This window comes from Shewanella sp. SM95 (genome assembly GCF_025653595.1).
In the GTDB taxonomy this organism is placed as follows: domain Bacteria; phylum Pseudomonadota; class Gammaproteobacteria; order Enterobacterales; family Shewanellaceae; genus Shewanella; species Shewanella oncorhynchi.
This window is the reverse complement of sequence record NZ_JAKKSE010000021.1, coordinates 1-26,395: the sequence shown is the minus strand read 5'-3', so window position 1 is coordinate 26,395 and position 26,395 is coordinate 1. Positions and strand designations below refer to the sequence as shown.

The following is a 26,395-nucleotide window of genomic DNA, read 5'->3' as shown; positions in this document are numbered from 1 at the left end:
ACGCAAACTCAGTGTATCTTCGTTAGGACACGAATTAACCGGACTAAAAGGACGTTGCAATGATCACTTTATATGGCACACCGCGCAGTCGCGCATTAAGAGTTGCTTGGGTGTTGGAAGAGTTGGGTGTTGATTGGGATTTTTCTTTTGTGGATATGACTAAAGGTGCGCATCGCAGCGCGGCATTTTTAGCGATAAATCCCTGCGGTAAAGTGCCTGTGTTAACTGATGAAGAGTTAGTGTTATCCGAATCTGCGGCGATTTGCCTTTATCTAGCAGAAAAGTATGGCGAGGGTAAGTTGTTGCCACCCGCGGGGAGTAACGCATCGGGTTTGCACCATCAATGGGTGAGCTTCATCATTACTGAGCTTGAGCAGCCGCTTTGGACTATGGGTAAGCATAAGTTTGCTTTACCGGAGGAGCAGCGTCATCCGCAGATCATGCCTTGTGCGGTATGGGAGTTTGATAAGGCGGTTGCATTGGCCGAAGCCATGTTGCCTGAAAGTGATTTTTTGCTCGGTGATGACGTTTCGGTGGCGGATATTTTACTGGCCCATACCTTAATGTGGGGCACATTGTTCGAACAAGCCATTCCACCTAAACTCGCCGCTTATCGCGATAGGTTGTCTGCGCTGCCGTCGCGTCAATCGGCTTTACAGAAGATGGATGCTGTGGTGGCCGCTAAGGGCTAATCATTCTAAGTCGCTGATTATCTGAAATCATTATGAGAATATAAAAAGGGCAGATAGTGATATCTGCCCTTACTGTTAACGCGAGTACTAAGCTTCTGGATTTGCACGCTTATAGCTGAGTCGCAGCCCACTTTGCGCGACTTTCGCGGCTTTCACTCATTTTGGTCGGTTCACGGAAGGCTTTGTAGGCCTCCACGTCGAGAGCCACTAGGCTGACGTCGACTTCTAGGACCAGTTTGCACTCTTTCTTAATGCGCCAAGCGGCCGTGTTGTACAGTTCAGTAAAAGGCAGTGAACTTAAGAATTCGGGGTTGTATTGTGTGTAAACCGCTTGAGTGGGGTAGACCACGAAGGCTAAGTGACGTTTAGGTTCTTTCTTAAATAGTTCTTCGATACCATCGCAGGTGTTGAGCACTTGCATCTCAATGATGTCATCAATATCAAGCAGTTTCTTTTGCGCCAGCTCAGGTGGCAGTTGTTCACCGCTTTCCCAGGCGAGGACATCGGCTTCGCTATGGTTAGTCAGAGCACCAACTTGAGCCGCGCTTAAGCTGAGTGACTGGCGTAAGTAGCTCATTTCGATGGCATTCAAGCCAATGTTCTTAGACATAATCGTGTTCTCAATGCAATAAAAGTAAAATTAGTATTTGATCTTTAACCAGATTTCTTCAACCCATTCCCAAAACGACTCCCAATAGATATCGGTAAAGTCGCTGTTTTTCCAGAAATGTACTTGACCATCTTGGTCGATACAGTAAAAAGCATCACCCTGCTGACAAATGGCAATCATGTCCCTTGGCATACCGATGGACCACGCATAGCAAGTCACTTCGGGCAGGTAGGTGTGCGAGTAGGGATCCGATGCTGTTACTGGCTCTATCGTGCCGTAAATCACATCACTGGCATACAGCAGGTATTCTTTTAGCTCCCTTGGCAATGAAATCAGGATTTGCTCTTCGACTTCGACGAGCTGCTCAAATGTGGGTAATTCGAGTGGTACAGGAACAGTTTCGCTGCGTTCTTGGAGTTGCTCAATAATGTCGTGCATGGCATTTCCTGCTGATAGGGCTATGGCGCGGGATTATATACCCAAACAACCTGAAGATGCAGGATTCAGCGAGAATTTAACGCACTTTAGGCAAGGCCATTTATTGTTCCTGCATAAATGACAAGCTAGCTTTTGCAGGTGTGGGGACGCATTCTTCGGAAGCGATAGCAAATTTGGCAATGAGCACAAGGGGCTTTCAACTCCGGTGGGGCGTCATGGAGCATCCAAGGAGGATAGGACGAGCAGTCCTCCTTGGTCGGGTGTGGGGTGAAGCTCCACTACGTTGATTTTTATTGAAAAAATCAAATGAAGTCTGTATCTAGATTCGTTTGAATGGCTGAACTACCACAAGTGGCACAGTCATAGAATGTAGACCCCAACAATTTATCACCTGACGATTTGATAACGCACTAAATTGGCATGGCAGTTTAAGCACCACTCAATCGTGTTTTCCTTGTCAATTTCTACACAGATATTTGCAAATCTTTACCTGTTAACGACACTTCCTTCGTCTACTGTCTTTGGCTAACTCTATATACTGTTGGAACAATTTCAGTTCCTTAGCAAGATGAATGCTTGCTGTCTTTAGCATTGATGGACACGACAATACCGATGAAAAAATCCTCAAAGCGTAAATTGCTGCTCGCGTTAAGCGGCTTAATACTCCTTAGTGGCGGTGCTTATTTTATGTGGCATAAGCCTGAAACGGCACCTACCTATGTAACTGAAGCGGTGCGCCGTGGCGATATCGAAAACTCAGTACTTGCCAATGGCATGTTGCAGGCATCCAAACTGGTGAGTGTGGGCGCACAGGTATCGGGGCAAATCTTAAGTTTGCCGCTGGCACTGGGTGATGAAGTAAAGAAAGGCGATTTGATTGCTCAGATTGATAGCTTAGCGCAGCAGAATAATTTGAAGGATGCCCTCGCATCACTCAAGAGTATCAATGCTCAGTTCCGTGCTAAACAGGCGCAGATCCGCCAAGCTAAGTTGGAATTTAGCCGCCAGCAGCAAATGCTTGCTGATAAGGCCAGTTCCCGCGCCGATTATGAAGTGGCCGATGCTAATCTAACGGTTTATCAAGCCGAGCTTGAGCAATTAGAAGCGCAAAAACAACAGGCTGAAATTAATGTCGACAGTGCCAGAATTGATTTAGGTTATACCAAAATTACCGCGCCGATGGATGGCACTGTGGTGTATTCCGCGGTGGAAGTGGGGCAAACCGTTAACGCCAATCAAACGACACCGACCATAGTTGAAATGGCGCAGCTGGATACCATGACAGTTAAAGCGCAGATTTCCGAAGCCGATGTTGTCAATGTCCATCCGGGTCAAGCCGTGTATTTCACTGTCCTTGGAAAACCGAATCATCCCTACCGTGGCGTTTTGAGGGCGATTGAGCCTGGGCCGATTTCGATGGATGGCGACGATAGCAATATGAGCTCTAGCGACTCAGACGCTATTTATTACCATGGTCTGTTTGATGTAGAAAACCCTGACCGCACCTTGCGTATCGGCATGACGGCGCAGGTGTCCATAGTGTTAGCTAAGGCCGATGATGCGCTATTAGTGCCTGCGCAGATATTGCGTATAAAGCCGAGGGAGAAATCCGCGGTGCCAGAGGCTAAGTCTGTCGAGCGTAAAGCCCGCAGCGGCCCGCAATATCAAGTGCCTGTGTTAGTTGATAACCAAGTGCAATATGTGGATGTCACTGTGGGGATTAACAACAAAATCAATGCTGAAATCACCGCGGGTTTGAAGGAAGGCGATCAGGTTGTTCTTGGCATGCCGTCTTCCGATGATGGCAACAGTAAATTACGTCGCCCACCTAGCGTGAGGTTTTAACAGTGACAACGGCATTACTTGAAATTTCAGGTTGTTATCGCACTTTTCAGGCGGCTGAGCAGCAACTCACTGTGCTGAAAGATGTGAACTTGTCGATTGGCCGTGGCGAGATGGTGGCGATAGTAGGTGCTTCTGGCTCGGGTAAATCGACCCTAATGAACATTCTTGGTTGTTTAGATAAGCCGTCAAAGGGCGCGTATTTTATTAACGGCCAAGATACCTCGACTATGGACGTTGATGAGTTAGCGCAGCTGCGCCGCGAGCACTTTGGTTTTATCTTTCAGCGTTATCATTTACTGGGTGATTTGACCGCCATAGGCAACGTCGAAGTACCTGCTGTGTATGCGGGTAAAGAACGCACGGTTCGTAAAGACAGGGCCGAGCATTTGTTAACGCGTTTAGGCCTTGGCGACAGGCTTGACCATAAACCCAATCAGCTCAGTGGCGGACAACAGCAGCGGGTCAGTGTGGCACGTGCTTTGATGAATGGCGGCGATGTGATCCTTGCCGATGAGCCGACGGGTGCGTTGGATAGTCACAGCGGCGAAGAAATGATGCAGTTGTTGCAGGAGCTTCACAGCGACGGTCATACCATCATTATCGTGACCCATGATATGCACGTGGCCCAATATGCTGACCGCATTATTGAAATCAAAGACGGTGTGATTATCAGCGATGAGCGCAGTCAGGATAAACAGACGGCTAAGCCACAAAGCTCGATGTTGCAAAGCTCAACGTTACAAAATATGGCGCCACAAAAGCCTAGCGGTGCAGTGGCAGCAAAAGACGGCTCTCGTGCGCGGGTGGCTTCGTGGGACAGATATGTCGAAGCGCTTAAAATGGCGCTGGTGGCGATGTCGACCCACAGGTTACGTACCTTCTTGACTATGCTCGGGATTATTATCGGTATCGCCTCAGTGGTTTCTGTGGTGGCCTTAGGTGAAGGCTCGCAGCAGGCCATTCTCAAAAGTATCAGTTCGATGGGGACTAACACGATTGATATTCGCCCCGGTTCTGGTTTTGGCGATAGACGCTCGGCGCGGGTACGCACCTTAACCGCAACGGACGCAAATGCTCTTAAAAATTTACCCTATGTTGATAGCGTGACGCCAAGCATTGGCTCTACTGCAACGGTTCGTTTTGGTAATAAAGCGGTATCGGCATCGGTGAATGGTGTGGGGCCTGAGTTTTTCCGTGTAAGAGGGTACGAGTTAGCGCAGGGCCAATTTTGGGATGATGCCAGTGTCGCATCGCTCGCCCAAGATGCGGTGATTGATGACAACACCCGTAAGGAGCTTTTTCCTAACAGCGCTGCCGACAATAACTCGGCGATAGGGCAAGTGATTTTCCTTGGAGATTTACCCGTACGTATCATAGGTGTGACTCAACCCAAAGAAAGTGCTTTTGGTAACAGCGATGCGCTTAATGTGTGGGTGCCTTACACCACAGTTTCTGGCCGTATGGTGGGTAAAAACTATTTGGATGGTATTACCGTTCGACTCGATGAAACTGTGCCGAGTAACGCGGCGGAGCAGGGCATTATCGCGCTGCTTAAAATGCGCCACGGCACGCAAGATTTCTTCACCATTAATACCGATACCATTAGGCAGAACATTGAAAAAACCACTGCGACCATGACCTTACTGATCTCGGCTATCGCAGTGATTTCCCTTGTCGTTGGCGGAATTGGGGTGATGAACATTATGTTAGTGTCTGTGACTGAGCGAACCCGTGAAATCGGTGTTCGTATGGCGGTGGGGGCGCGCCAGAGTGATATTTTGCGCCAGTTCCTTATCGAAGCCATTTTAGTGTGTTTGTGTGGTGGCACCTTAGGCATCGCCTTGTCCTACTTAATTGGCGTGGTGTTTGCTCAAACGGGAGGCAGTTTCCAAATGATTTATTCCACCACCTCCATCGTTGCCGCCTTTGCCTGCTCGACCTTAATTGGTGTGCTATTTGGTTTCTTACCCGCCCGCAATGCGGCGCAGTTAGATCCCGTTGATGCACTAGCCAGAGAGTAATAACACCATGAATACTAGACTATTTAATCGACCATTTTCGCCTCGTAGCTGTGCTATTGCTGTTTGCACGGCTTTGGGACCAGCTCTGTGCATAGCCCTGTTGAGTGGTTGTGGCAGTGCTATGCGTTCAGACTTTGAACCACCCGCACTGGCTATTCCCGAACAGTGGCAAAACACCACAGTGAATGAGCAAGTAAAAGTCGACCCTTGGTGGCAGCAGTTTCATCAGCCTGAGCTCGATAAGCTGGTCAGTCAAGTGTTGAGCACTAACAATGACTTAACCCTAGCGACCTTAACGCTGCGTAAAGCACGCTTGCAGGCAGGGCTAACGCGGGATGATCTATACCCACAGTTATCGGCAAACCTTGACGCTTCCCGTAATCAGCCACTGGAGGGTGGCGATGCGACTAAGAGTTATCAAGCAAAATTGTCTGTCAGTTATGAGGTGGACTTGTGGGGCAAAGTGTCGGCCAATATCGACCAAGCTCAATGGGCTGCGCTGGCGAGCGCCGAAGATAGAGAAAGTACCACCCAAAGCCTAGTGGCGACCACCGCATCCTTGTATTGGCAGATAGGTTATTTAAATCAACGGATTGATTTAAGCCAAAAGAGTATCGAGTACAGTCAGCAAACGCTGGCATTAACCCAAAGGCAGTATGATTCTGGGGCCGTGACGCAAGTGAATGTGCTTGAAGCTCAGCGCAGTATGGCGGGACAAGAGGCGGCCCATAGCCAGCTTATTCAGCAATTAACTGTGGCTAAAAATGCCCTCGCGATATTACTCAATCAGGCGCCAGCTGCTGTTCCTGCGCAGAGTTTAGCTTCAGGGGGAACTTGGGTTGAGATTAAGCAACTCCCCGACGTAGCAGTGCCGGACGTTAGCGTGGGTGTACCCGCAGATTTATTAGTGAGACGCCCAGATGTGAAGGCCTCCTTGTATCAACTGCGCTCCGCCTTGGCGAGTAAAGATGCGACCTATGCGAGTTATTTTCCAAGCCTGAGTTTAACCGGCGGTGTTGGGGAGTCGACCTCTGAGTTAAAAGAGTTGTTACGTAATCCCGTTGGCAGTTTAGGCGCAGGGCTAGTCTTGCCCTTTTTGCAGTGGAATCAAATGCAAATCAATAACGACATTGCCGATATCGATTATCAAACTGCAGTGGTGAATTATCGCAAGACGCTTTATTCCGCCTTTGAGGATGTCGATAACGCGATTTCGGCTAAGCAGCAATATCGTTATCAAGGGGAGAAGTTGGCACAGCAATTTAGCGCAGCGGCGGCCGTTGAAGCCATTTATGAGAGCCAGTACCGCAATGGCGCTATCGGTATTCAGAATTGGATTGATGCCCAAGAGAATCGTCGCAGCGCCGAGGCGGCTTTACTCGAGAATCGCTATAACCAACTCACCGCCCAAGCGACGCTTTATCAAGCCCTTGGCGGCAGCGATATCGCTCCGCCTTTGGCAAAGGAATAGCGCATTTTTGTAAAAGCATCACAGCGCGACAGAAAAATAAAAAACCGCTATTAATAGCGGTTTTTTGTTGGGCAAATGCAAGTGTAAGCACTCGCACTAGTGCCTTTGCGCTGCGTTTAGCCGTTAAGCAGAATTAGCTGCGTAATATTTGCAGCGGCAGACTGAGCATATCATCGCCGGTTCCGGCTAAGTGCCAGATGATGCCGACTAAGGCGCCAACCGTAAGCAAGTACCAAATAACCGAGAAGATTTGCCCGTATCTGTCTAACGGCAGCAGGTGGCTTTGATGGCGAGTGCGCCATTCGAAAATGATTTCTAAGCTGCCGATCAACAGTAAGAAGCCCAATAGCGCTAAGCCTAAGGTGTAGCTGATATACACTCCGAAAGCGGCACCGGCGGCGCAGGCGACCAGCCCCATGATGCTGTTCATCGAAAAACTAATGCTCTTTAAAATATGGCCGCCATCGAGTGGCAAAATAGGCAATAAATTAAATAGGTTAAGCAGCGCATTAAAGGCGGCAAGGCCAGCAAAAAACACATTGCCCGTTGCGTGGTAAGCAATCAAGGAAGCGATGGACATCAAGAGCCCAAAGGTCGGTCCCATGATAGAAATCACCACATCTTGCCAACGTGTATTAATTTTCTCATCGGAGAGCGCGAGTCCGCCCATAAAGGGAATAAGGTAAATCCCTTTGGTCTTCATCCCAAAATATTTCATTGCGCGAATATGGCCATATTCGTGAAATACCAAACAGGCGATAAGTGCGAGGGCGAATTGGAAGGAGAATAGCCAAGAGTAAGCGGCAACACTGGCGCCCGCTAACACTACCTTTATGACTTTAGCGCTTTTTAACAGCTTAAAGCCGAGGGAGGCGAGTCCTATCATGCTGATTTTTTGCTGCTTAACGATGGGCGTTTCTGGTGTTTGGCGTTCGATATCTTTCTCTGTCCGTCGCCCTTGGTCGATAATCTTGTCATCCATCAGCAAGCAGTAATCGAGGCGGAAAGGCTGCCAAACGAGATCGGTTTCGAGGCGAACTTGGATTTTAGCTTCTGTCATGGCGATGGCTTGCTCACCACTTTCTGTCACCAATGGGCTGCTGTGGTGGGTGAGCTCAAAGACATGGACTTTGAGGCCGCCATTATCGACGGAAGCTTCTTTTTGTGAGACTAAGGTGTTGTCCCAGTAGAGTTGTTGCCAGCCCGCGAGCGAGCCTTCTAAGCGCAGTTGTTTGCCTAAGCAGTCAATCTTAAGTAGTTCCAATTTCGGTTCCATCTATTTGTATATTTAGTGCCAACTTAAACGTCATCCCTTGAGTCGACGCAGAAAACGGTTATTTTGGAGTGCATCTTAAGCGCTATACTGTCTGGCTTAGCGCTGTTGCACCGCGGCAAATTATGCCTGTGAATTGATTATGAGGATATTAGCTTTTAAGGTCATATTGTTTTTTATTGATTAACTGAGTCATTGATAGCCATTTATTATGGCTTATCATGTGTTTGCTGTTTATTCATCGAGGGTACGAACAATTTCGATTCCTTGGGCAATTGTCGTGAAAGCCAGTTTAGCGACACAACATTGTCCTAGTGCTTGGGCATGATTTTGAACCCATTTGATAAATTCATTGAGTGGCAAATCCTGTTTTTGGCGCAGTAATCGAGGTAATTCGCCAACAGGATCTTCATGGATTTTTTGTGGACAGGCACTGATAAGGTATCGCTGCCCTTTGGAGTCTAATAATTGATCGGTTTCGATGAAGTGATGCTGATAGAGACAGACCAGTTCGAGCCAATCTCTTTGATGTTCTAGGTAAAGTAATTCGTCATTTTGAGTCAGTTTTACAATCGCTGGCCATTCAATACTCGACATCTTAACGCTAGTCATTTCAGATCCTTAGGAAGTTTAAAATGGGCTCTGAGGTATTCTCTGAGATCAATCGGCGGCAGTAGACAAGGATTAGGATTTAGCAAGAAGGTGGCTTGGCATACTGCTGCGTGCGTTTATCTGTGAGCAGTATGCCACGCTTGGAGAAGATAGATAGAGGCCAGAACGAGTTCAGAGGTTTGGCTGCTGAGTGAAAGCCGCCTCAGCACTGGCGTTAAGAACCCTAGTGAACCTTATGTGCTCGGTGCAGCTTTTGCCTTGGCGTTATAGTCAAAGTTAATCTCTTGATTAACATTGGCAATACAACAAGTGCCGTGTTCACGTGCCGTACGGTGATTTGCTGGACCTATATGCAGCTCAACGTTAAGGAATACGTGTTTAAGCACTTCGATACGGTATTTTTCGTAGTAGCCTTCGACTTCTTGTTTAAAGGTATCGAATTCAAGCTCTTCACGGGTACGTTCGTCCATGATGCGATTCTTTTCATCAAGCATCATCTTGATTTGCTCAATCATAACCGCGTCAGCTTGCCATTCTGACTTGGGGGGCAATTTATTGAGGCGAGCCTCGATATCTAAACTGGCGACGACCATAGCTTTAACGCTCTCATCGAGTAGCTTGAGATCTTGCTTGAGTTCAGCCTGTCCCATTGCGCAGTAAACGTCAGTTTTAGTCCCTGCCGTTGCACCTATGACAACCGCCGTGATGCCTTTTTCAGCGTGTGCGACTCCACCAACCAGATCGCCACGACGACCGCTAGGATCGCTGACCGTTAAACTGCCGGCGGTTTTGGTATTACTGTGCAGCAACTGTTTAGTTACTAAGATATTACCTTTGGCAACTAATTGAGAATATTGCACAAATTGGGCGCTGATCTGCCCTTGAGAATAGATATTGGTAGAGTATTCATTGGCTTTAATCTGGCGGCCAATGATGCCTTTACTCACAGTGACATCGCCTTCTGCTTCAAGGGTGGCGGAGTCCACAAACCCCATCACGGTAATATCGCCTGAGCTTTTAACTATCATGCCCTCGTGGACATCACCTGTAATTAAAATACTGCCCTTGAAGGTGACATGGCCTGTACTGATGTCGACGTCTTTAAGTTGCAGTACATCATCGACATTCATACCTGTACGGGTTTCGACGGGTTGCCCCGGCACTGTGGCGATCAGTTTATTGGGATCTTTGGGATGAAAAGCTGTGCCAGTACCCGCTTGAAGCACGGCATCCTTACCTGGTTTTTGTTTAAGGACTTCGCCCTTGATGTTGTAGCCCGGAGTGCCTTCGGTGGCTAAATGTTTAACCATCAAGAGATCATTGGCTTTAACAACGATCATTGCGCCTAAATTGCGCATATCGACACTGCCATCTTCGCGCTCTTGTGGCTGAAGCAAGCGCTCCCGCGCAAGGAATACTTTGCGTTCTAGTACCGCATTGAGTCCATTAACAGGGGCTTTGCCTTGGGCTATTTCACTTTGGCAGATTTCCCCTGGCTTGAGTGTGCTGAGTTGCTTTAGTAGAGCTTGAATTTTGAGTTTGCTTAGCCCCATGCAGACGTTGTTTTTTTTGAGATGAGTGAGGATCTCTGGCAAATCTATCTGTTTACCACCCCATGCTGCGGTAAGTTTAAGACTGGCTTGCATTTTATCGGGACTAATCTCGATAGCTATGCTGCCATCGCGACGTTCGGCCAAAGTAGTATAGAGCTCAAATTTTCCATCGTCTTGATTACAAAGAGAGTTGATTTTAGCGACGGTTTTAGTAATGGCTGGTTCTAGCGGAAACAGGGCGGCGAATTCAGGTAAAGATAACAGGCGCATTATGTCTTCATGGGTGACTGGACCATGGACATTCGGGATCAGGCGCAATTCAGCTTTTGTCTTATCGCTGTTTAGCTCTATGAGTTCAGGGTCCAGCATAGGGGCATTCCTAGTAATTGCGTTTTATTCTTGTTAAGAAGCTGTTTTGAGTATAACAGTAGAAACTTAGGGTAAAGAAGCCTTTTTGGCTGCAAAATCAGCAAATGTTGTCATTTTGTTGTTAATGGTCTATGAGTGAATTTTAAAATAGTTTTTTATAAAAAATTGAGTCTTATAATCAGTGTTATCTCTGGTTTTATAACAAAAATTACTGAATAAACCACAACTTATATTGATTTTAGGTTTAACCATTATTTTGATGTTTTAAATCGAATCCCTATGTTAGGAACGGCTGTTGAGTGATTATAAGTGAGGAATTGTCAGAATCGCTGGCATGCGGCAGATCACAATATTGAATTTTGTAACACGATGAAAGGGAGGTTTTATCTAAAAACAAACAGGGATTGGGATAAGAGTGAGTGGCTGGGTTGCCAATAACGCGCTTCAGCGAAAGCATCTGCGCGTTATTAATCAAACATCTATTTGTGCTGGAAGTAATACAACTTGTACTTGTTGTTATCGGCAACCACTTTCAATTGGCCAAATTCGGCGGCGATAATATCGGAATAGGGCAGGTGGCGATTGGCTACTATTTGCCAAATACCATTATGTTGTAATTGCTTAGCACTATCGGTGACAAAGTTCTGCGCTATGCTGGTGGTGCTGGCGAGGCCATCATGAAACGGCGGATTAGAGATAATGCCGTTAAATTTTCCTGTGGTTTGCGCGAGCCCATCGGATGGATACACTTTGGCTGTCATGCCATTGGCCGCCAGGGTGAGTTCGCAAGAAGCTAACGCCATGGCATTAATATCAACACATTCTAGGGATAGGCTCGGTTGTGCTTTTAGTAGGGCTGCGGTGATCACGCCTGCGCCGCAACCAAAATCGAGCACTCGACCCGAGAGTGTTGGTAGGTGTGACAATAATAATTCAGTGCCGAGATCTAACCGTTTTTCGCTAAATACCCCGACTAAATTACAGATACTGATCTCGCCTTGCGGCGTTGTGAGTTGATACTGACTGACCCAGTCGCTAAGTTTCATTGCCGGGGCGCTGCCCTCTAAATGGCTACCAAACAGTAGGCAGTGGCGGGCATTATCGAGCTTCATCCCCGTCGCAAAATACTCAGGCAAGAGTTTAACTAAAGACTTAATGCCGCCTTTGTTTTCCCCAACGACTAATAGCTGGCCGTTAGGCACAAGATGGCTGGCGGCGAGGTTAAACAGATAGGGTGCGAGGGGTTTAGCCTTGGGGAAATAAACGATAACCGTATCGTACTTTTCTGGTGTAATTGGGTCTTGATGTGGCAGTTCATGGCCGAAGTAGCAACGCAGTTTTGAATTCGCGTGCGGCGCTAAGTGTAAATAATGGTGATAATCCAAGGCGAGGGCATCGACCGAGGCCGCGACATCGAGCAGGGCTTTTGGCAGTAGATCGGCTTCATGATTGAGCACTAACACCTTATGTTGGCTTAGGCTGTCTTGATTACGAATAATGACTTGCGATGGATTAGTTAACACAGTTACAGGCACCTATAAACTTAAGTGTGGGCATTATACCCGTTATTCACGCCCGAGCCAGTTTGCATCGAATCACTGCACTAAGACCTAATAAAATCCCTAATAAAAAGACCCAATAAAAAAGGCAACTGCATTATGCGGTTGCCTTATGTGATTGCCTTTAATGAAAGGAATCGATTAACGCTTAGCTCTTAGGTTTCTTCGGTTTTGGCAATAAGCTGAAAATCTTATTGGCGATATCAGTATTGTCTTGATGGCCGTTAAACAGCTCAGATGCGGGACCTGCGGCAAACACTTGTACGTCTGTGCCTGTATGGCCGTCGGTTGTCCAACCTGTATCAGTTCGCTTATCAATAACATGGCGAATTGCAACCGCGATGGTTTCTAATCCCTGCATTCTGGCGACCGTTAATTTTGCGATTTCTTCTTCGTTGAGCTCAAAACCTAAACCGCGGGCAAGATCGGCCTGCCATTGTTCACCGCTGATGGCGGCTAAGGCTAATGTGTCGGTACTGGCTGAAACGTTGCGTAGGATTTCAGGGTTCCAGTTGTACTTTCCATCGACACCAATCGATAGGCCGCCGGTATTATGGTCGGCGGTGATCACCATCAGGGTATCAGGATGTTCACGCACGAATTGCTCAACCACTTCAATGGCATTGGAGAATTCATCCATTTCACCCATGGCTGTAGCTATGTCGTTATTGTGACCCGCCCAGTCGATGAGGCTTCCTTCGACTAACAGTACAAAACCTTGGTCATTCTGCGACAGTAAACTGAGCGCTTTTTGGGTTAAAGTGCTGAGTTTTTTCGCATCTTTTTCATCAATTGCCCAAGGTAATTGGACTTCGGCAAACAGTCCCAGCACTTTAGGTTGGGTGATGCTGGCGAGATCTTCAAAACGAGTAATATGTTGATAACCCTTGGCTTTAAATTGTGCTAATAGTTCAGGGGTAAAGTATTTTTGACCACCGCCTAAGAATACATCGGCGTTGGTTTCTAGATAGCTGAGTGCTAAGGCGTCGTAGTTTTTACGGCTCTCGTTGTGGGCTAAAAAGGCTGCAGGCGTGGCGTGGTTTATCTGGGATGTGACAGCCACACCTGTGCTGAGGCCAAGGGATTTGGCTTTTTCGAGTATGGTCGGTAGCGGTTGCTTTTGGGTATCGACCGAAATCGCCCCATTGTAAGATTTAACGCCAGTGGCGAGCGCTGTTGCTGCCGCGGCTGAGTCGGTAACATAACCACTGACACTGGCGGGATAAGTGCTCGCCATCCCTACAAGTAAACGGTCGAATACGGTTTGTTCGACTTCCTCTGTGTCAGGATTATCTTTGTAGTAACGGTAAGCGCTAGTGTAAGACGGTCCCATACCATCACCTATCATGATGACAATGTTTTTGGGACGCGACGGTGCTTTCGTTGGACCTGTTTCTATGTTGGCCCAAGTCGGAGTCGATAGTAATAAACCTATGCCGAGTAACAAGAATGGCGCTTTGGTGAAACTCATATCACATCCCTAGAAAGTGGCTAGGCGCTTGTGATGTCAAAGCGCCTTAAATCAACAAACTCGTTGGTAAATTTTTATGCTTTGGTGTTAATGCGTGCTTCAATAGCATCCATTAACATGCCGGTGATGTCGACATCAAATGCTGCTTGGATCTCACGGATACAAGTTGGACTGGTTACGTTGATCTCAGTCAGCTTGTCACCAATGACATCGAGGCCGACAAAAATCAGTCCACGCTTTTTAAGTTCTGGACCAATGGCGCGGGCAATTGCCCAATCGCTGTCGGATAAAGGTTGAGCCACACCGCTTCCGCCTGCCGCTAAGTTACCACGGGTTTCGCCTTTCATTGGGATACGCGCCAAGGCGTAGGGCACAGGCTCACCATCGACCACTAAAATGCGTTTATCGCCTTTGGTTATCTCAGGGATAAAGGCTTGCGCCATGGCATATTGTTGGCCATAGCTGGTCAAGGTTTCTATGATGACCCCAAGGTTTGGGTCGTCCTGCTTCACGCGGAAAATCGAGGTGCCGCCCATACCATCAAGTGGCTTAAGAATAATATCGCCCTTCGCTTGGTGGAAAGCGCGGATACGTTTGGCATCACGGGTTACGATCGTTTCTGGCGTGAATTCGCTAAACCATGCGGTAAACAGTTTCTCGTTAGCATCACGTAAGCTTTGTGGCTTATTAACGATCAACACGCCTTGTTCTTCGGCGCGTTCAAGCATGTAAGTTGCGTAGATAAATTCTGTATCGAATGGCGGGTCCTTACGCATTAAGATCACGTCGAGTTCGCTCATCGGCGTGTCTGTAGCTTCGCCGAGTTCAAACCATTTGCTCGCATCATTGAAAACAGTTAACGGACGCATATTGGCCATAGCCACACCGTTGACCATGGCAAGATCGGCCATTTCCATATAAAACAGCTGATAACCTCTTTCCTGCGCGGCCATTAACATGGCAAAACTGGAGTCTTTCTTAATGTTGATCTCACTGATGGGGTCCATCACTATGCCGAGTTTTATCATTAATCTGTTCCTTATTTGTCGCCGTTTGCAGGCAAAAAAGCATTTATTGGATAATGGGGTGCCATACCACCGCTGTGTGCGGCTGTGGACGGTCTAGCCTAAATCACCAAATCTGAGTTGCAGTGCCGTAATGGCGGTGAGCGAGGCGGTTTCGGTGCGTAGCACTCTGGGGCCAAGCAACACATCGGTAAATTGATAGGTTTCTGTCATGGCGATTTCTTCCGCCGACAAACCGCCTTCTGGGCCAATTAATAGTCGCACGCGGGTATGGGCCAAATCTAAGCCATTGATACCGTGTGCGGCACGTGGATGCAAATTGAGTTTAAGCGCTGAGGTCGGCTCACTGCACCAATCGTGTAAGTCCATCGCTGGGCGAATCACGGGCACTTGGCTGCGTCCCGATTGCTCACAGGCGCTCACGACGATCTTCTGCCATTGCTGAATTTTTTTCTCTAGGCGTTCGCCGTTGAGTTTCACACCGCAGCGATCTGAAAACAGCGGCGTAATAGTATTGACGCCAAGCTCGACTGATTTTTGAATGGTGAACTCCATTCTATCGCCACGGGAAATCACTTGGCCTAAGTGCAAGTTGAGTGGCGACTCAGATAAATTGGCCTCACAGGAGAGCAGTTTTACTGTGACATGCTTCTTACCTGCGTCAACAATTTCAGCAAGATAATCATTGCCATCGCCATTAAATAGACTGATATGTTCGCCGTTGCCCATGCGTAGCACCTTGCCGATATGGGCCGCGCCATCTTCGTCTAAGTTCAACTGTTGATTGATGGCTAATGGCTGAGGTTGATAAATTCTTGGGACTCTCATTGTCGACCTTATTCGGCTAATTGTTGACGCTGTGGTGGCGTATTACAGGCATTCTGCACAAAGGGGTTATGGTTACCTTGGGTTTGCGCTATGGCGTTATCACGTTTGCACTCAATAGTATCAACTGGATAGGTTTTATCCCATGCCTTAAACAATTTTAATTGGCTTGAGGCGATTTTAAGACCATAGGTCTGCTGCATATAGAGGTAGGTTCTGGCTATCTTACCGCGGGTATTCGCGGGAGGTTGTGCTTGACGATTCTTAAAGTCGACTACCATAGCACATTGGCCATATTGGTCGGCCTTACCGTTCCATTGGCTAAATCGGAAGTTGCTGCGATCGCCATTGACCTCACCAATTGCGGGTACCAAATTATGCATGTCCGATTCCATTTTATTAAATTCATTACTGTTATCGGCACAGTTTTTACGGCCGCCCTTTTGCCAGCATTGGAGTTGATGGCCAAATTCCCAGGCGGGGACTATGTGTTCCCACTCGATACGGTTGGCGCGTGTTTCCTGCTTACGGACTTGATAACCACAGCTGGCGAGATCGGGTTTCCACGATTTGCCTTTGATCTGAATTTCACAGCCACAGTAAAAGCTGACTGCGGGCAGAGTACCTTGGCGACTGCCTGCGTAGAACGCCTGTGACTTGGTTTTCGCTTGGCTGAAACTGCTGGGATGTGACACTGAGGCACTTGCGGGCACAGATAAGGTCGCCGCCCAAGTGATTAGGCACAACAAAAGTCGCCGTGAATTAACGGCTAAAGAAGCTATGTTCAAAATTTATCCCAAAATAACAAACACTACGCGAGCCTTTGGCTCGTCTTTTATGGCGTGATGGTAAGGGAAATATCGCTGTTTATGCAAATTGAGTCGTACTTAGGTGGGAGTTTTGTTTGCTGAAAGTCGCTAGATCGCAGTTAAATGGGTCTTACAGCGTTTACAAATATAACGACTTTCACCACGCAGCACCTTGTTATGGCGGCGAATACTCAGTCGAATCGGTCCACAGGCGCAGCGATACTCAACATCGCGACTCGTAACTGAAGTGGTATTAAAGCTATGTGTGGTACTCGGATTGACCTTAAATACCGTTAACATCAAAGATTGCCATTCTTTACCGTGGGGCTTGGTTTTGCCAAAAAGCTGAAAACACAGCAAATGACAAATTTCGTGGGGGACTACCTCAGTCAGAAATGCCTCGCTGTTTTCGCGTAGCAATACAGGATTGAATCGCAAGCGATTCTGTTGCAGATGAGCCGTACCCGCACTCTTACCCCTTAGACTAAATTGAGTGACTGGGCGTGGAAAAGTGCGCTTAAGCGATATCTCGGCCTCTTGATAACAGGCTTCAATTCGCTCTAGTACTTGAATTTGTAGTGACGAGAGTGGGCGTGATGAACCGGTGAAAATATGTGCTTGAGCCGGATTTTGTAATGGTGGACTCGTTATCACCTGCGACTTATCTTGGCTTTGGCCCAAGGCTGCGTACGTCGATTTTGTCAGCGGGGCAAGTGCTTCACTGCTGCGACGGCGTAAGGCATTGAGTAAGTCAGCGGGTTTCAGCATAGGGTTAGCGTTGGATCTCGTCGGTTAAAGATAAAATTGAGTGCTTAAAACTTATCGGTGATTAAGCCTGCCTAAGCGTTCACATCAGAAGCGTTCGCATCATAGCGAACGCTATTTGACAATGCCAGTTTCGGCCAGTTTCAGCCAGTGTGACTTGGCTATAAACTCGCTGCCGCCTGCATCACCATAGTGCGTACTTGTTCGACTATGGCTTGCTCAGTATCGGCATCATAGCCTTTGACTCTTGGTGTGTGAATGTGGCCGACCTTGGCATGGCTATTAAACTTTTGCTGCAAGACTATGGCGCGATAGGAGATTTCATTAGAGAGATAACCGCCGCCAGAACCTTCGACTGAGGTTTCGTTTTGCAGTTCGCTTAATGACGTCGCGCTAAATTCACCGCGGGCAAGGGTAGTGACAGTATGGTTATCATTGACTTTCCATTGACCATCTTTGACTTGCATAGCCGAAACAGGCAGTGAAAACTCCACAAATTCGGGGCCGATAAAATCTTTACCATTAAGCTTTGGGGCAACGGGTGCGGTTTTCGTGCCGCCAGTGAGTACGTTTTGGTTATCGGGCGCCGCTGCGCTGCGATTTCGCCCTGGGAAACGTTCGATATCAAAATCAGTTCGGCCCATGCTAACGGTGAATACAAATTGGGTTTTGGGATCGCGATAAATCGGGCTCAATAGCGACTCGATAAGTCCTTGATCAAAATCTGCAAAACGTACTGGCACCATAGCGGCTTCTATTTGCGCCGTTTTACCATTAATATCAAAGCGAAAACCATCCAAGGCGAGGGCGACTAAACCTGAAGGATTACTCTGGGTGATATCTTTGTCGAGGAAGAAAGGATCGAAACCAGTGAGAAATATTTTGATTTGGACATCATCACCATATTGAATATCGCTAAAACCCCGTGAGGCCTTTTCAACCGCACTCATTAATATGTCTTGTTGCCAATCGGCCATTTTAAAGTTGGCGCTGGTGGTTTCTAGACTATTAAGCATGGCAAGGCGAGCCCAGTATAAAGGTCGGTCGTCAAAATGCCCTGACTGTACATCGCGGACAGCTTGTTGCCACAATCTGTGTCCTTGGCGCGCCGCTAATTGGGTGGCGTCAACTTCGTTTTTCTTTGAGCTCAGTTGAGCCAGACCATCGTCAAGTGCTTGATAGCGAGTGACTACGTCGCCTATGGTTTTTTCGGCTGCTGGTAGGCGGGAAACTTCAACATCACCAAATAACTGCACGGCACTGGCTGTAGTCATTAAGCTGGTGGTGAGGATGAGTGTTAACACTGGCTTCAACATGTTTGGCTTCCCTGTAGTGATTAGACGTTATTCATTGGAAATAATGGTTATTTTTTTCGTGCGGATAGTCTCTTATGCCAAAAAGTATGCACTACAAGCTGAGGGTAATAAAGTTAAGCTCAGTGATCTTTGTCATCTTATGCCAATATCTTCTATCACAAATCATATGGCGCTAGCATTAATCCATCTGCAACAGTGCAATAGGGTCTAGTTTGCCTCTTTTTTGCCACAATTGGTCAGCAGTTTGCTAGGGCTTGCCAAAACCCTAAGTGATAGCCTTAATCACTTTTTTTAGTTCATTGGATTGTTTGTTTTTCTACAAGGAGATTTTATGCGTTTGTTCACCATATCGGCTGTGCTGATGATGTCCTCTATTTTAGTGTCGTCAAGCTTAGTGGCGCCGACTTTTGCATCTACTACAGCTAAGGAGTGGCAAGAAACCCGCAGTTGGGATGCTAGTTTTACTCAGCACCAAACTAAAGGCGTAGTGGTGTTATGGAATGAAAACAAGCAACAGGGATTCACTAATAATCTTAAACGTGCCAATCAAGGTTTTTTACCTGCATCGACGTTTAAAATTCCTAACAGTTTGATCGCGCTAGAGCTTGGCGTGGTAAAGGATGAGCATCAAGTCTTTAAGTGGGATGGTAAAAGTCGAGATATCGCAACTTGGAATCGTGATCATAACCTTATTACTGCAATGAAGTATTCGGTTGTGCCTGTCTACCAAGAGTTTGCTCGCCAAATTGGTGAGGCGCGTATGTCGAAGATGATCGCCTCGTTTGATTATGGTAATGAGGATATTTCGGGAAATTTGGATAGCTTTTGGTTAGATGGTGGCATACGAATTTCGGCTACGGAGCAAATCGATTTCCTACGTAAGCTTTATCACAACAAGATACACGCTTCTGAGCGCAGTTTACGTATTGTTAAGCAAGCCATGCTGACTGAAGCGAATTCTGACTATATTATCCGTGCGAAAACCGGTTATGCAGTCAGAGCGGAGCCAAGCATTGGCTGGTGGGTAGGTTGGGTTGAACTCGATGATAATGTATGGTTTTTTGCGATGAATATGGATATTCCCGACGCCGCAGGTTTACCATTGCGTCAAGCCATTACTAAGGAAATCTTAAAACGGGAACGCGTTATTCCTTAGCCCATGCTAGGTAGCGTAAGCATAGCGTATCCAAACCTTGCGAGAATTGCGTATGACGCTGCCTACTTAGCTGACATCAATCGTGATACTGAAAGCCTAGACTCAGATCTAGGCTTTTTTATTGGGCTTTCTTGAAACAGGTTTCTTTGATGCGACGGGAAACGTTAACCCATTAGGGATTGCAGGCTTTCTTGGCTGCTGAAGCGTTTTACAAAGAAGTCTAAGAAGACACTGATGTTGGTGGCCAGTTGGCGTCGGCTCGAATAAACCCCGTAAACCTTAAAAGGTTCAATCGGCCATTCCTGTAAAATCGGTACTAGCTGTCCATTAGCAAGTTCGGTCTTACAGGCTGAATTGGATAACATGGCGATGCCAAAATCATCTATGGCTAATTGCTTCACCATTATCGGGCTGTTGACCCTCACTTTACGCTGAAAGTTCGCCATGGTTTTACGTGAACCTTTACCCAGTGGCCAAATTGGTGCTGAGCGAGAAGTCCCCAATAAAATCCCACTGTGCAGGCTGAGTTCCTTTGGAGTCGCGGGTGTGCCTTTGAGTTTTAAGTATGCAGGGCTTGCCACTAAAATTGGCTGGCGTTCAAACAGTAATCTTGCGACTAAGTCCGACGATTGAAGTGGGCCATATTTGATGGCTATGTCATATCCTTCACCGACTAAACCAATATCGTTGTCGGTAAACTGGACATCCAATTCAACATTGGGATATAAACGCATGAATCCGCTACAGAGGTTAGCGATAAGTTCTTGGCTAAATGACACTGGGATTGCAATGCGTAATGATCCTGACACATCATCGTGAGTATTCTCGATAACTGCCTTGGCCGCTTCTACCTCATTGCGAATCGAATCACAGTGCTGATAAAAGAGTGCCCCGATTTGGGTCAAACTCAAATTACGGGTGTCGCGCTGTAGTAATCGCACGCCAAGTTGTTCTTCTAGCTGCGCGATTTTGCGACTTATGGTGGATTTTGGGTGGCCGGTTTCACGTGCAGCTTGGGAGAATCCCTTCGCTCTAACTACGGCTGCAAATAGCATCATACCGTTTAAATCTGGCATGTTATTCCCACTGTCTCATATTTGGAACAAAGCGTCCTATGCAGTTTAATGGCATTTGACGGGATAACAAAGTTATATTTATTGGCTAAAAATTTTCAGAGGCTAAGCAGAGGATCTTTTGATGACCAGCAATAATCAGCCCAAACACATGACTCAAGCCCAAACGCCCGATCCGCTTTTTTTACAGGCCGAGCATTTGGCAAAAGATTTTTCTCTGTTTCCTAAGCACAGTAAACAGAGTTTATCGGAAGAAATTAAAGGTCTTTTAAATGAGGATGCTATTCAAGCAAACTTAAAAGACTTGGCATCTTTAGATGTCGACGGTTACGTTGCTAAAGTGATCCAGCCGACCCAAGATAAAGGTCGTCCTGGTGCAAAACGTATTATTGCCGATCTTAAAGGTCGTTTGATTACGGAAACTCACTTGGGCTCTTTTTACAGTGCTGAGGTCGAGCTGAACTTTGGTTCACGCACTCGTCGTATTGGCTTTATTGCCCAAGAACGCACTACCGCTAACGGTGCTTGGATGCCTGAGCATCATTACGCCGCTTGTAAAGCAATTCGTCATTTCGCCGAATTGTCTATGCCGATTATCTATTTAATTGATACCCCAGGGGCGGATGCTGGCGAAATCGCTAACAGCCAAAACCAAGCGCATTCAATTTCTAAAGCTATCGCAGAAAGTGCCAACGTTGACGTACCGACAGTCGGTATCGTAATTGGTGCTGGTTATTCTGGTGGCGCAATTCCATTAGCGGCTGCGAACATTCTGTTGTCGTTGCGTGACGGTATTTTCAACACGATCCAGCCACAAGGTCTGCAAAGTATTGCCCGTAAGTACAACTTATCTTGGCAAGAATGTGCGAAATCTGTCGGTGTATCACCAGAAGAGCTTTATACCTCAGGTTGTATCGACGGTATCATCGACTTTTCACCGGGCGATCGTGACGAGCGTCAGCACAATCTGCGCCGCGCTATTATTAGCAGCGTAGAAGCGGTTGAGCGTGCAGCGATGAATTTTGTGCGTGAATCTAAAGATTTACGTGAGCATTATGATCGCAGTTTAACTCGTTTCCTTAATCCATCTAAAAACTTGATGGCTTTGGAACTGAACGCAGAATTAGCTGTGGCAACGAGCCCGACCAGTCACCATAACTTGTTCGGTAGCGCCTATCGCTATTTGCGTTATTTAACGCTACGTAGCCGTATCCATTCTATTTCTCAAGAGCAATATGGTCGTCTGTCACGTGCTAGCGTGCCAGAAGGTGATCTGTTGGCACGTATTCAACAGGAACAAGACCGTGTGTTCCAAGCTTGGTTGTCTAACCCTGACAAGCTAGTTTATGACGAAGATTTGAATAAATTGTGGACTAACTTTGTCGCTAAACGTGACGAAGTCTCTACCGAGCGTAACATGCTGACACGTTTGATTTTGGGTGAGCCAAAAGAGAACTATAAAAAAGCACGTAAGGCGCTGTTATTTAACATCAGCTGGTCTTTGTATCATCGCTGGAAGAGCAATGCGGCTAACAACTTTAAAGGGCTGATTCAGCACTTAGAAAATTTGCCAAAGTCTGTGACTCAAGCTAAATGGCCTGAGCTTAATCAGCTGACTGTGCTAGACGTGGTGGTAAATGAAGAACTGCGTGAAGACTTTATTTGGCAATGCCATAACATTCTGATCTTCAATGCCTTGTATGACAACGTTGTGGGCAGCTTAGCCTCAATCGCTAAAGAAGCCATGATGTCGAAGAGTTTGTCACGTAACTCAGTGAACAACCTGTTGCATAAGTCAATTGACCATGCATTGTCGACGCAAGATACCTCGAACGACAAAGCTAAGTTCTATAAGTGGCTCAAGTATTTTATGGGTCAATCGAACCGCGCCGATTTGCTGGTGCGAGTAGAGCAGTGGAAGAGTGTGGGTTTCCCACAACTTAACGACAGTCTATTCGTGGTACTGACTTACTTCTTCGAGCGTTTACTGCCTGAGTATTTCGATAGTGAAAGCGATACCAGCAAGTACACTGGCGCGATCAACCCTGTGCGTATCGGTCGTCGTAAGGACTTCTGGAACCGCTTGACCATGGGTTATCAAGATCTATTGATCCAAAAAGTGCTGCGTGACGAAAAACGTAAAGGCAACATGACTTGGGAAAATGTGGTGAAGCAGTTCTTTACCCATTTCGAAGAGATCAACGGCGACAAAATGTCGGCTAACTTGCTCAACTTCCCAGGCTTCCGTTTATCGATTGAAGACGCATTAGATAAAGGTATTCGCCCATGTGGTTTGATCACAGGTATTGCTGACTTTAAAGAAAAAGGTCAAAAAGTGCGTGTGGGTGTGGCAGTGTCTAACACCGCATTCCAAGCGGGTGCATTCGATATGGCCAGTGCTGAGAAATTCTCTGCACTATTAATCGAGTGTGCTAAGCGTAAATTACCCGTTGTGTGCTTTATCAGTTCAGGCGGTATGCAGACTAAAGAAGGCGCCGCGGCGCTATTCTCTATGGCTGTGGTGAACGATCGTATCACGCGCTTTATTCGTGATAACGAATTGCCAGTACTGATGTTTGGTTTTGGTGACTGTACCGGTGGTGCGCAGGCGAGTTTTGTGACTCACCCATTGGTGCAAACTTACTATCTGTCTGGTACTAACATGCCATTCGCAGGTCAAATGGTGGTGCCAGCTTACTTACCATCAACGGCAACGCTGTCTAACTACTTGTCAAAAGTACCTGGCGCAATGGCGGGCTTAGTCCATAACCCATTCAGCGACAATTTAGACTCTCAGTTAGCAGGTATCGATCCTCTGATGCCAATGCCTTCGGCAAAAATTAACGATGTGATCATCAATGCACTGTCGACCTTAGTGGTTGAAGCTACTGTTGAAGAAGAAGTGATCGTGCAGAACGATCCACGTAAGTTAATGAAGCCAATTAACAAAGTATTGGTTCACGCTCGTGGTTGTACAGCTGTAAAACTTATTCGTAAGGCGCATGACAATAATATCAATGTGGTATTAGTGGCGTCTGATCCTGATATGACATCAGTGCCCGCGGACATGCTCAAAGAAACCGACAAGTTAGTTTGTCTTGGTGGTAACACATCGGACGAAAGTTACTTGAACGCATACTCAGTGCTGAAAGTGGCCGAATATGAACAGGTTGATGCATTGCATCCTGGTATTGGTTTCCTCTCAGAAAGCCCGCAGTTTGCTGCATTGTGTGTGAATAACGGTGTTAACTTCGTCGGTCCTAGCGTGCATTCAATGACGACTATGGGTAACAAGTCGAACGCAATTAAGACATCGCAAGCGCAAAACGTACCTGTTGTTCCTGGTTCGCACGGTATTCTGACCAATGCTGAACAAGCCGTAAACGTGGCGAGCGAAATCGGCTATCCAGTACTGCTTAAAGCGGTACAAGGTGGTGGCGGTAAAGGTATTCAGGTTGTAAAACGTCCTGAAGACATGATTGGTTTATTCCAAAAAACCGCAACTGAAGCGGCCGCCGCCTTCGGTAATGGTGACTTGTACTTAGAGAAGTATGTGACATCACTACGTCACATCGAAGTGCAGTTGCTGCGTGATAAGTTCGGCAACGCGAAAGTATTAGGTTTGCGTGACTGTTCGGTTCAACGTAACAACCAAAAAGTGGTCGAAGAATCTGGCTCAACTATGCTGCCGGATGAGCTGAAGCGGCAAGTGCTGGCTTATACCCGTGCCTTAGGCGACGCGACCGATTACATGGGCGCAGGTACCGTTGAGTTCATCTATAACTTAGATGCAAACGAAGTCTACTTTATGGAGATGAACACGCGTCTGCAGGTTGAGCATCCTGTCACGGAAGCGACTTCAGGTATTGATATCGTTAGTGCGCAGTTTGATATTGCCGCTGGCCGTTCAATTGCAGCGTTAGAACCGAAAGAAATTGGTTATGCGATGGAAGTACGTGTGACGGCTGAGAAAGCGGCGCTCGATAGCCATGGCATACTGCAGCTTATTCCAAATCCTGGCAAGATCACTGAGTGTGTGTTCCCAGATCATCCAGATGTGGAAATCATTTCGATTGCTGCGCCAGGTAAAGAAGTATCGCCATACTACGATAGCTTGATTGCGCAAATCATCATGCGCGGTGAAAACCGTGAAGATGTGATTGCCAAACTGTACGAATACTTAGACAGTGTAGTGCTGAAAGGCATCGCGACTAACATTCCGTTACTCAAGCTGATCTTGAAAGATGGTACCTTCAACGAAGGTGTTTACGACACTAACTATCTGCCACGCTTAATGGCTGAGCTCGATATTCCTGCGTTGATCGCAGAAATGGAAGCTGCCGCTGAAACTGTGGAAGTGGACACTGAGTCACTGCGTGTTGGCGAAAGTAACGAACTGAAAGTGTTAGCCCAAGGCGCAGGTATCTTCTATACCTCTTCTGCACCGGGTGAAGCGGACTTCGTGAAAGAAGGTGACATAGTCACGGTCGATCAAACGCTAGCACTAACAGAAGCGATGAAGATGTTCTCGCAAGTGACCTTAGCCGGCTTTAACCGTCAGAGTGCGATTCTGTACCCTGAAGATAAGAAGTATCGTATAGAGCGCATCCTGAACAGCAATGGTCAGCAAGTGTCTCAAGGCGATTTACTGTTCGTGGTCTCGCCTGTTGAAGAATAAGCTCAGCGTTTAACGCCATAGCTGAATAAGAAAATACCCGTCATTGGCGGGTATTTTTTTGCTTCTAAATTATTGCTTCTAAATTATTGCCACTAAATTATCTGTCACTAAATATAGGTAAGCGAACATGCCACTCTTAATGTGCATGACGTCTTTGACAAATCAACTTAGCTTTAATAGATAAGCTCATAACTAACAAGTGGCCAATCTCAGCTTTGTGCAATACGACCTGTATTTCTGATTAAGTCGGCAAAGAGTTTCTTTAATCTGTCGTTCGCCCATTTATCAGAACAAGTAGCATCAAGAGCCCACCTCTGGCCTCGAGAATTAACGGAATCTCCATGCTTTATTCGTAGTAATAGAGGCTCATCAAATCTCATTTTAAGTTGAAACTGAGTCTAAAACGAGCAGGGTGTGGATAAGTTTGGGGGTAAGTGGTGGGTATGGTGTGGCTAGATTAGATAATTAGAATTAACTGCAAATTTCCTGAAAATAGGGGTTGCACAAAAAGTTTCACTGCCTATAATGCGCATCCACTGACACGGCAGACAGCGTTAAGCAGCCTGATGTGACAGTTCATCGATGAGTTTACTAATTGATGAGTGTTGAGAAAGTTTGTAAAAACTCCTTGACGCGAAACGGGAAATGCGTAGAATACGCAGCCCTAGCCAACTGGAAGCGTTCGACGCTCAGTGTGGTACTCACCTTCTCTTATGAGGTTGAGTTGCTCTTTAACAAGATAAAACAAGAAATCTGTGTGGACACTCACAGGTGTTGAGTTAATCGAAACTGCTTAACCTTCGGGTCTTCGGGTTGGCAGTCAAAAATTTAAAT

The 26,395-nt window shown here is 46.8% G+C and carries 19 protein-coding genes; 6 read left to right on the top strand and 13 right to left on the bottom strand.

Features of this window, described 5'->3' with window-relative positions; genetic code table 11:
- Positions 1-59 precede the first annotated feature (59 nt).
- Positions 60-692, top strand: coding sequence for a glutathione S-transferase family protein (locus tag L5M29_RS18780; protein WP_263169418.1), 633 nt, complete (start codon positions 60-62; stop codon positions 690-692).
- 109 nt (positions 693-801) lie between these two features.
- On the opposite strand, the gene L5M29_RS18775 is transcribed toward L5M29_RS18780, so the two are convergent.
- Complete coding sequence (locus L5M29_RS18775) at positions 802-1,302, bottom strand: DUF4447 family protein (protein WP_263169417.1); 501 nt, start codon at positions 1,300-1,302, stop codon at positions 802-804.
- A gap of 30 nt (positions 1,303-1,332) precedes the next feature.
- Positions 1,333-1,740, bottom strand: a complete 408-nt coding sequence (locus tag L5M29_RS18770) for an SMI1/KNR4 family protein (RefSeq protein ID WP_263169415.1) — start codon at positions 1,738-1,740, stop codon at positions 1,333-1,335.
- 612 nt (positions 1,741-2,352) lie between these two features.
- On the opposite strand from L5M29_RS18770, the gene L5M29_RS18765 reads away from it, so the two are divergent.
- The 3 genes from L5M29_RS18765 to L5M29_RS18755 are packed head-to-tail and all read left to right on the top strand — an operon-like array spanning position 2,353 to position 7,077.
- Complete coding sequence (locus tag L5M29_RS18765) at positions 2,353-3,585, top strand: efflux RND transporter periplasmic adaptor subunit (RefSeq protein WP_263169414.1); 1,233 nt, start codon at positions 2,353-2,355, stop codon at positions 3,583-3,585.
- A 2-nt stretch (positions 3,586-3,587) separates the two neighbouring features.
- On the top strand, positions 3,588-5,606 hold the full coding sequence (locus L5M29_RS18760) for a MacB family efflux pump subunit (RefSeq protein ID WP_263169413.1): 2,019 nt from the start codon (positions 3,588-3,590) through the stop codon (positions 5,604-5,606).
- A 7-nt stretch (positions 5,607-5,613) separates the two neighbouring features.
- Complete coding sequence (locus L5M29_RS18755) at positions 5,614-7,077, top strand: efflux transporter outer membrane subunit (protein WP_263169412.1); 1,464 nt, start codon at positions 5,614-5,616, stop codon at positions 7,075-7,077.
- A 133-nt stretch (positions 7,078-7,210) separates the two neighbouring features.
- On the opposite strand, the gene L5M29_RS18750 is transcribed toward L5M29_RS18755, so the two are convergent.
- From L5M29_RS18750 to L5M29_RS18705, 10 genes are all read right to left on the bottom strand, one after another.
- Complete coding sequence (locus tag L5M29_RS18750; protein ID WP_173913176.1) at positions 7,211-8,353, bottom strand: site-2 protease family protein; 1,143 nt, start codon at positions 8,351-8,353, stop codon at positions 7,211-7,213.
- Positions 8,354-8,584: 231 nt separating this feature from the next.
- The gene (locus tag L5M29_RS18745; protein WP_263169411.1) at positions 8,585-8,962 is read right to left on the bottom strand and encodes a DUF4144 domain-containing protein; all 378 of its coding nucleotides are present in this window, start codon (positions 8,960-8,962) and stop codon (positions 8,585-8,587) included.
- A gap of 233 nt (positions 8,963-9,195) precedes the next feature.
- Entirely contained in the window at positions 9,196-10,884 is a 1,689-nt protein-coding gene (locus tag L5M29_RS18740) for a DUF342 domain-containing protein (protein WP_198573564.1), read from the bottom strand.
- 479 nt (positions 10,885-11,363) lie between these two features.
- On the bottom strand, positions 11,364-12,407 hold the full coding sequence (locus L5M29_RS18735; RefSeq protein WP_263146794.1) for a methyltransferase: 1,044 nt from the start codon (positions 12,405-12,407) through the stop codon (positions 11,364-11,366).
- Between the two features lie 184 nt (positions 12,408-12,591).
- Positions 12,592-13,914, bottom strand: coding sequence for an alkaline phosphatase (locus L5M29_RS18730; RefSeq protein ID WP_263146797.1), 1,323 nt, complete (start codon positions 13,912-13,914; stop codon positions 12,592-12,594).
- Positions 13,915-13,988: 74 nt separating this feature from the next.
- Complete coding sequence (gene gshB, locus L5M29_RS18725; protein ID WP_168826802.1) at positions 13,989-14,942, bottom strand: glutathione synthase; 954 nt, start codon at positions 14,940-14,942, stop codon at positions 13,989-13,991.
- A gap of 93 nt (positions 14,943-15,035) precedes the next feature.
- The gene (rsmE, locus tag L5M29_RS18720) at positions 15,036-15,767 is read right to left on the bottom strand and encodes a 16S rRNA (uracil(1498)-N(3))-methyltransferase (RefSeq protein WP_173246769.1); all 732 of its coding nucleotides are present in this window, start codon (positions 15,765-15,767) and stop codon (positions 15,036-15,038) included.
- A gap of 8 nt (positions 15,768-15,775) precedes the next feature.
- The gene (gene endA, locus L5M29_RS18715; RefSeq protein ID WP_411569047.1) at positions 15,776-16,552 is read right to left on the bottom strand and encodes an endonuclease EndA; all 777 of its coding nucleotides are present in this window, start codon (positions 16,550-16,552) and stop codon (positions 15,776-15,778) included.
- Between the two features lie 129 nt (positions 16,553-16,681).
- Positions 16,682-17,341, bottom strand: coding sequence for a SprT family zinc-dependent metalloprotease (locus L5M29_RS18710; protein WP_219252128.1), 660 nt, complete (start codon positions 17,339-17,341; stop codon positions 16,682-16,684).
- Positions 17,342-17,499: 158 nt separating this feature from the next.
- Positions 17,500-18,654, bottom strand: coding sequence for a hypothetical protein (locus tag L5M29_RS18705; protein ID WP_263169410.1), 1,155 nt, complete (start codon positions 18,652-18,654; stop codon positions 17,500-17,502).
- Between the two features lie 331 nt (positions 18,655-18,985).
- Between L5M29_RS18705 and blaOXA the strand changes: the two genes are divergently transcribed.
- Positions 18,986-19,810, top strand: a complete 825-nt coding sequence (gene blaOXA, locus L5M29_RS18700) for a class D beta-lactamase (protein ID WP_263169409.1) — start codon at positions 18,986-18,988, stop codon at positions 19,808-19,810.
- Between the two features lie 164 nt (positions 19,811-19,974).
- On the opposite strand, the gene L5M29_RS18695 is transcribed toward blaOXA, so the two are convergent.
- Positions 19,975-20,886 (bottom strand): LysR family transcriptional regulator, encoded by a 912-nt coding sequence (locus L5M29_RS18695; RefSeq protein WP_105251501.1) that lies wholly within the window; start codon positions 20,884-20,886, stop codon positions 19,975-19,977.
- 121 nt (positions 20,887-21,007) lie between these two features.
- On the opposite strand from L5M29_RS18695, the gene L5M29_RS18690 reads away from it, so the two are divergent.
- Positions 21,008-25,561, top strand: coding sequence for a biotin carboxylase N-terminal domain-containing protein (locus tag L5M29_RS18690; RefSeq protein ID WP_113941555.1), 4,554 nt, complete (start codon positions 21,008-21,010; stop codon positions 25,559-25,561).
- Positions 25,562-26,395 lie beyond the last annotated feature (834 nt).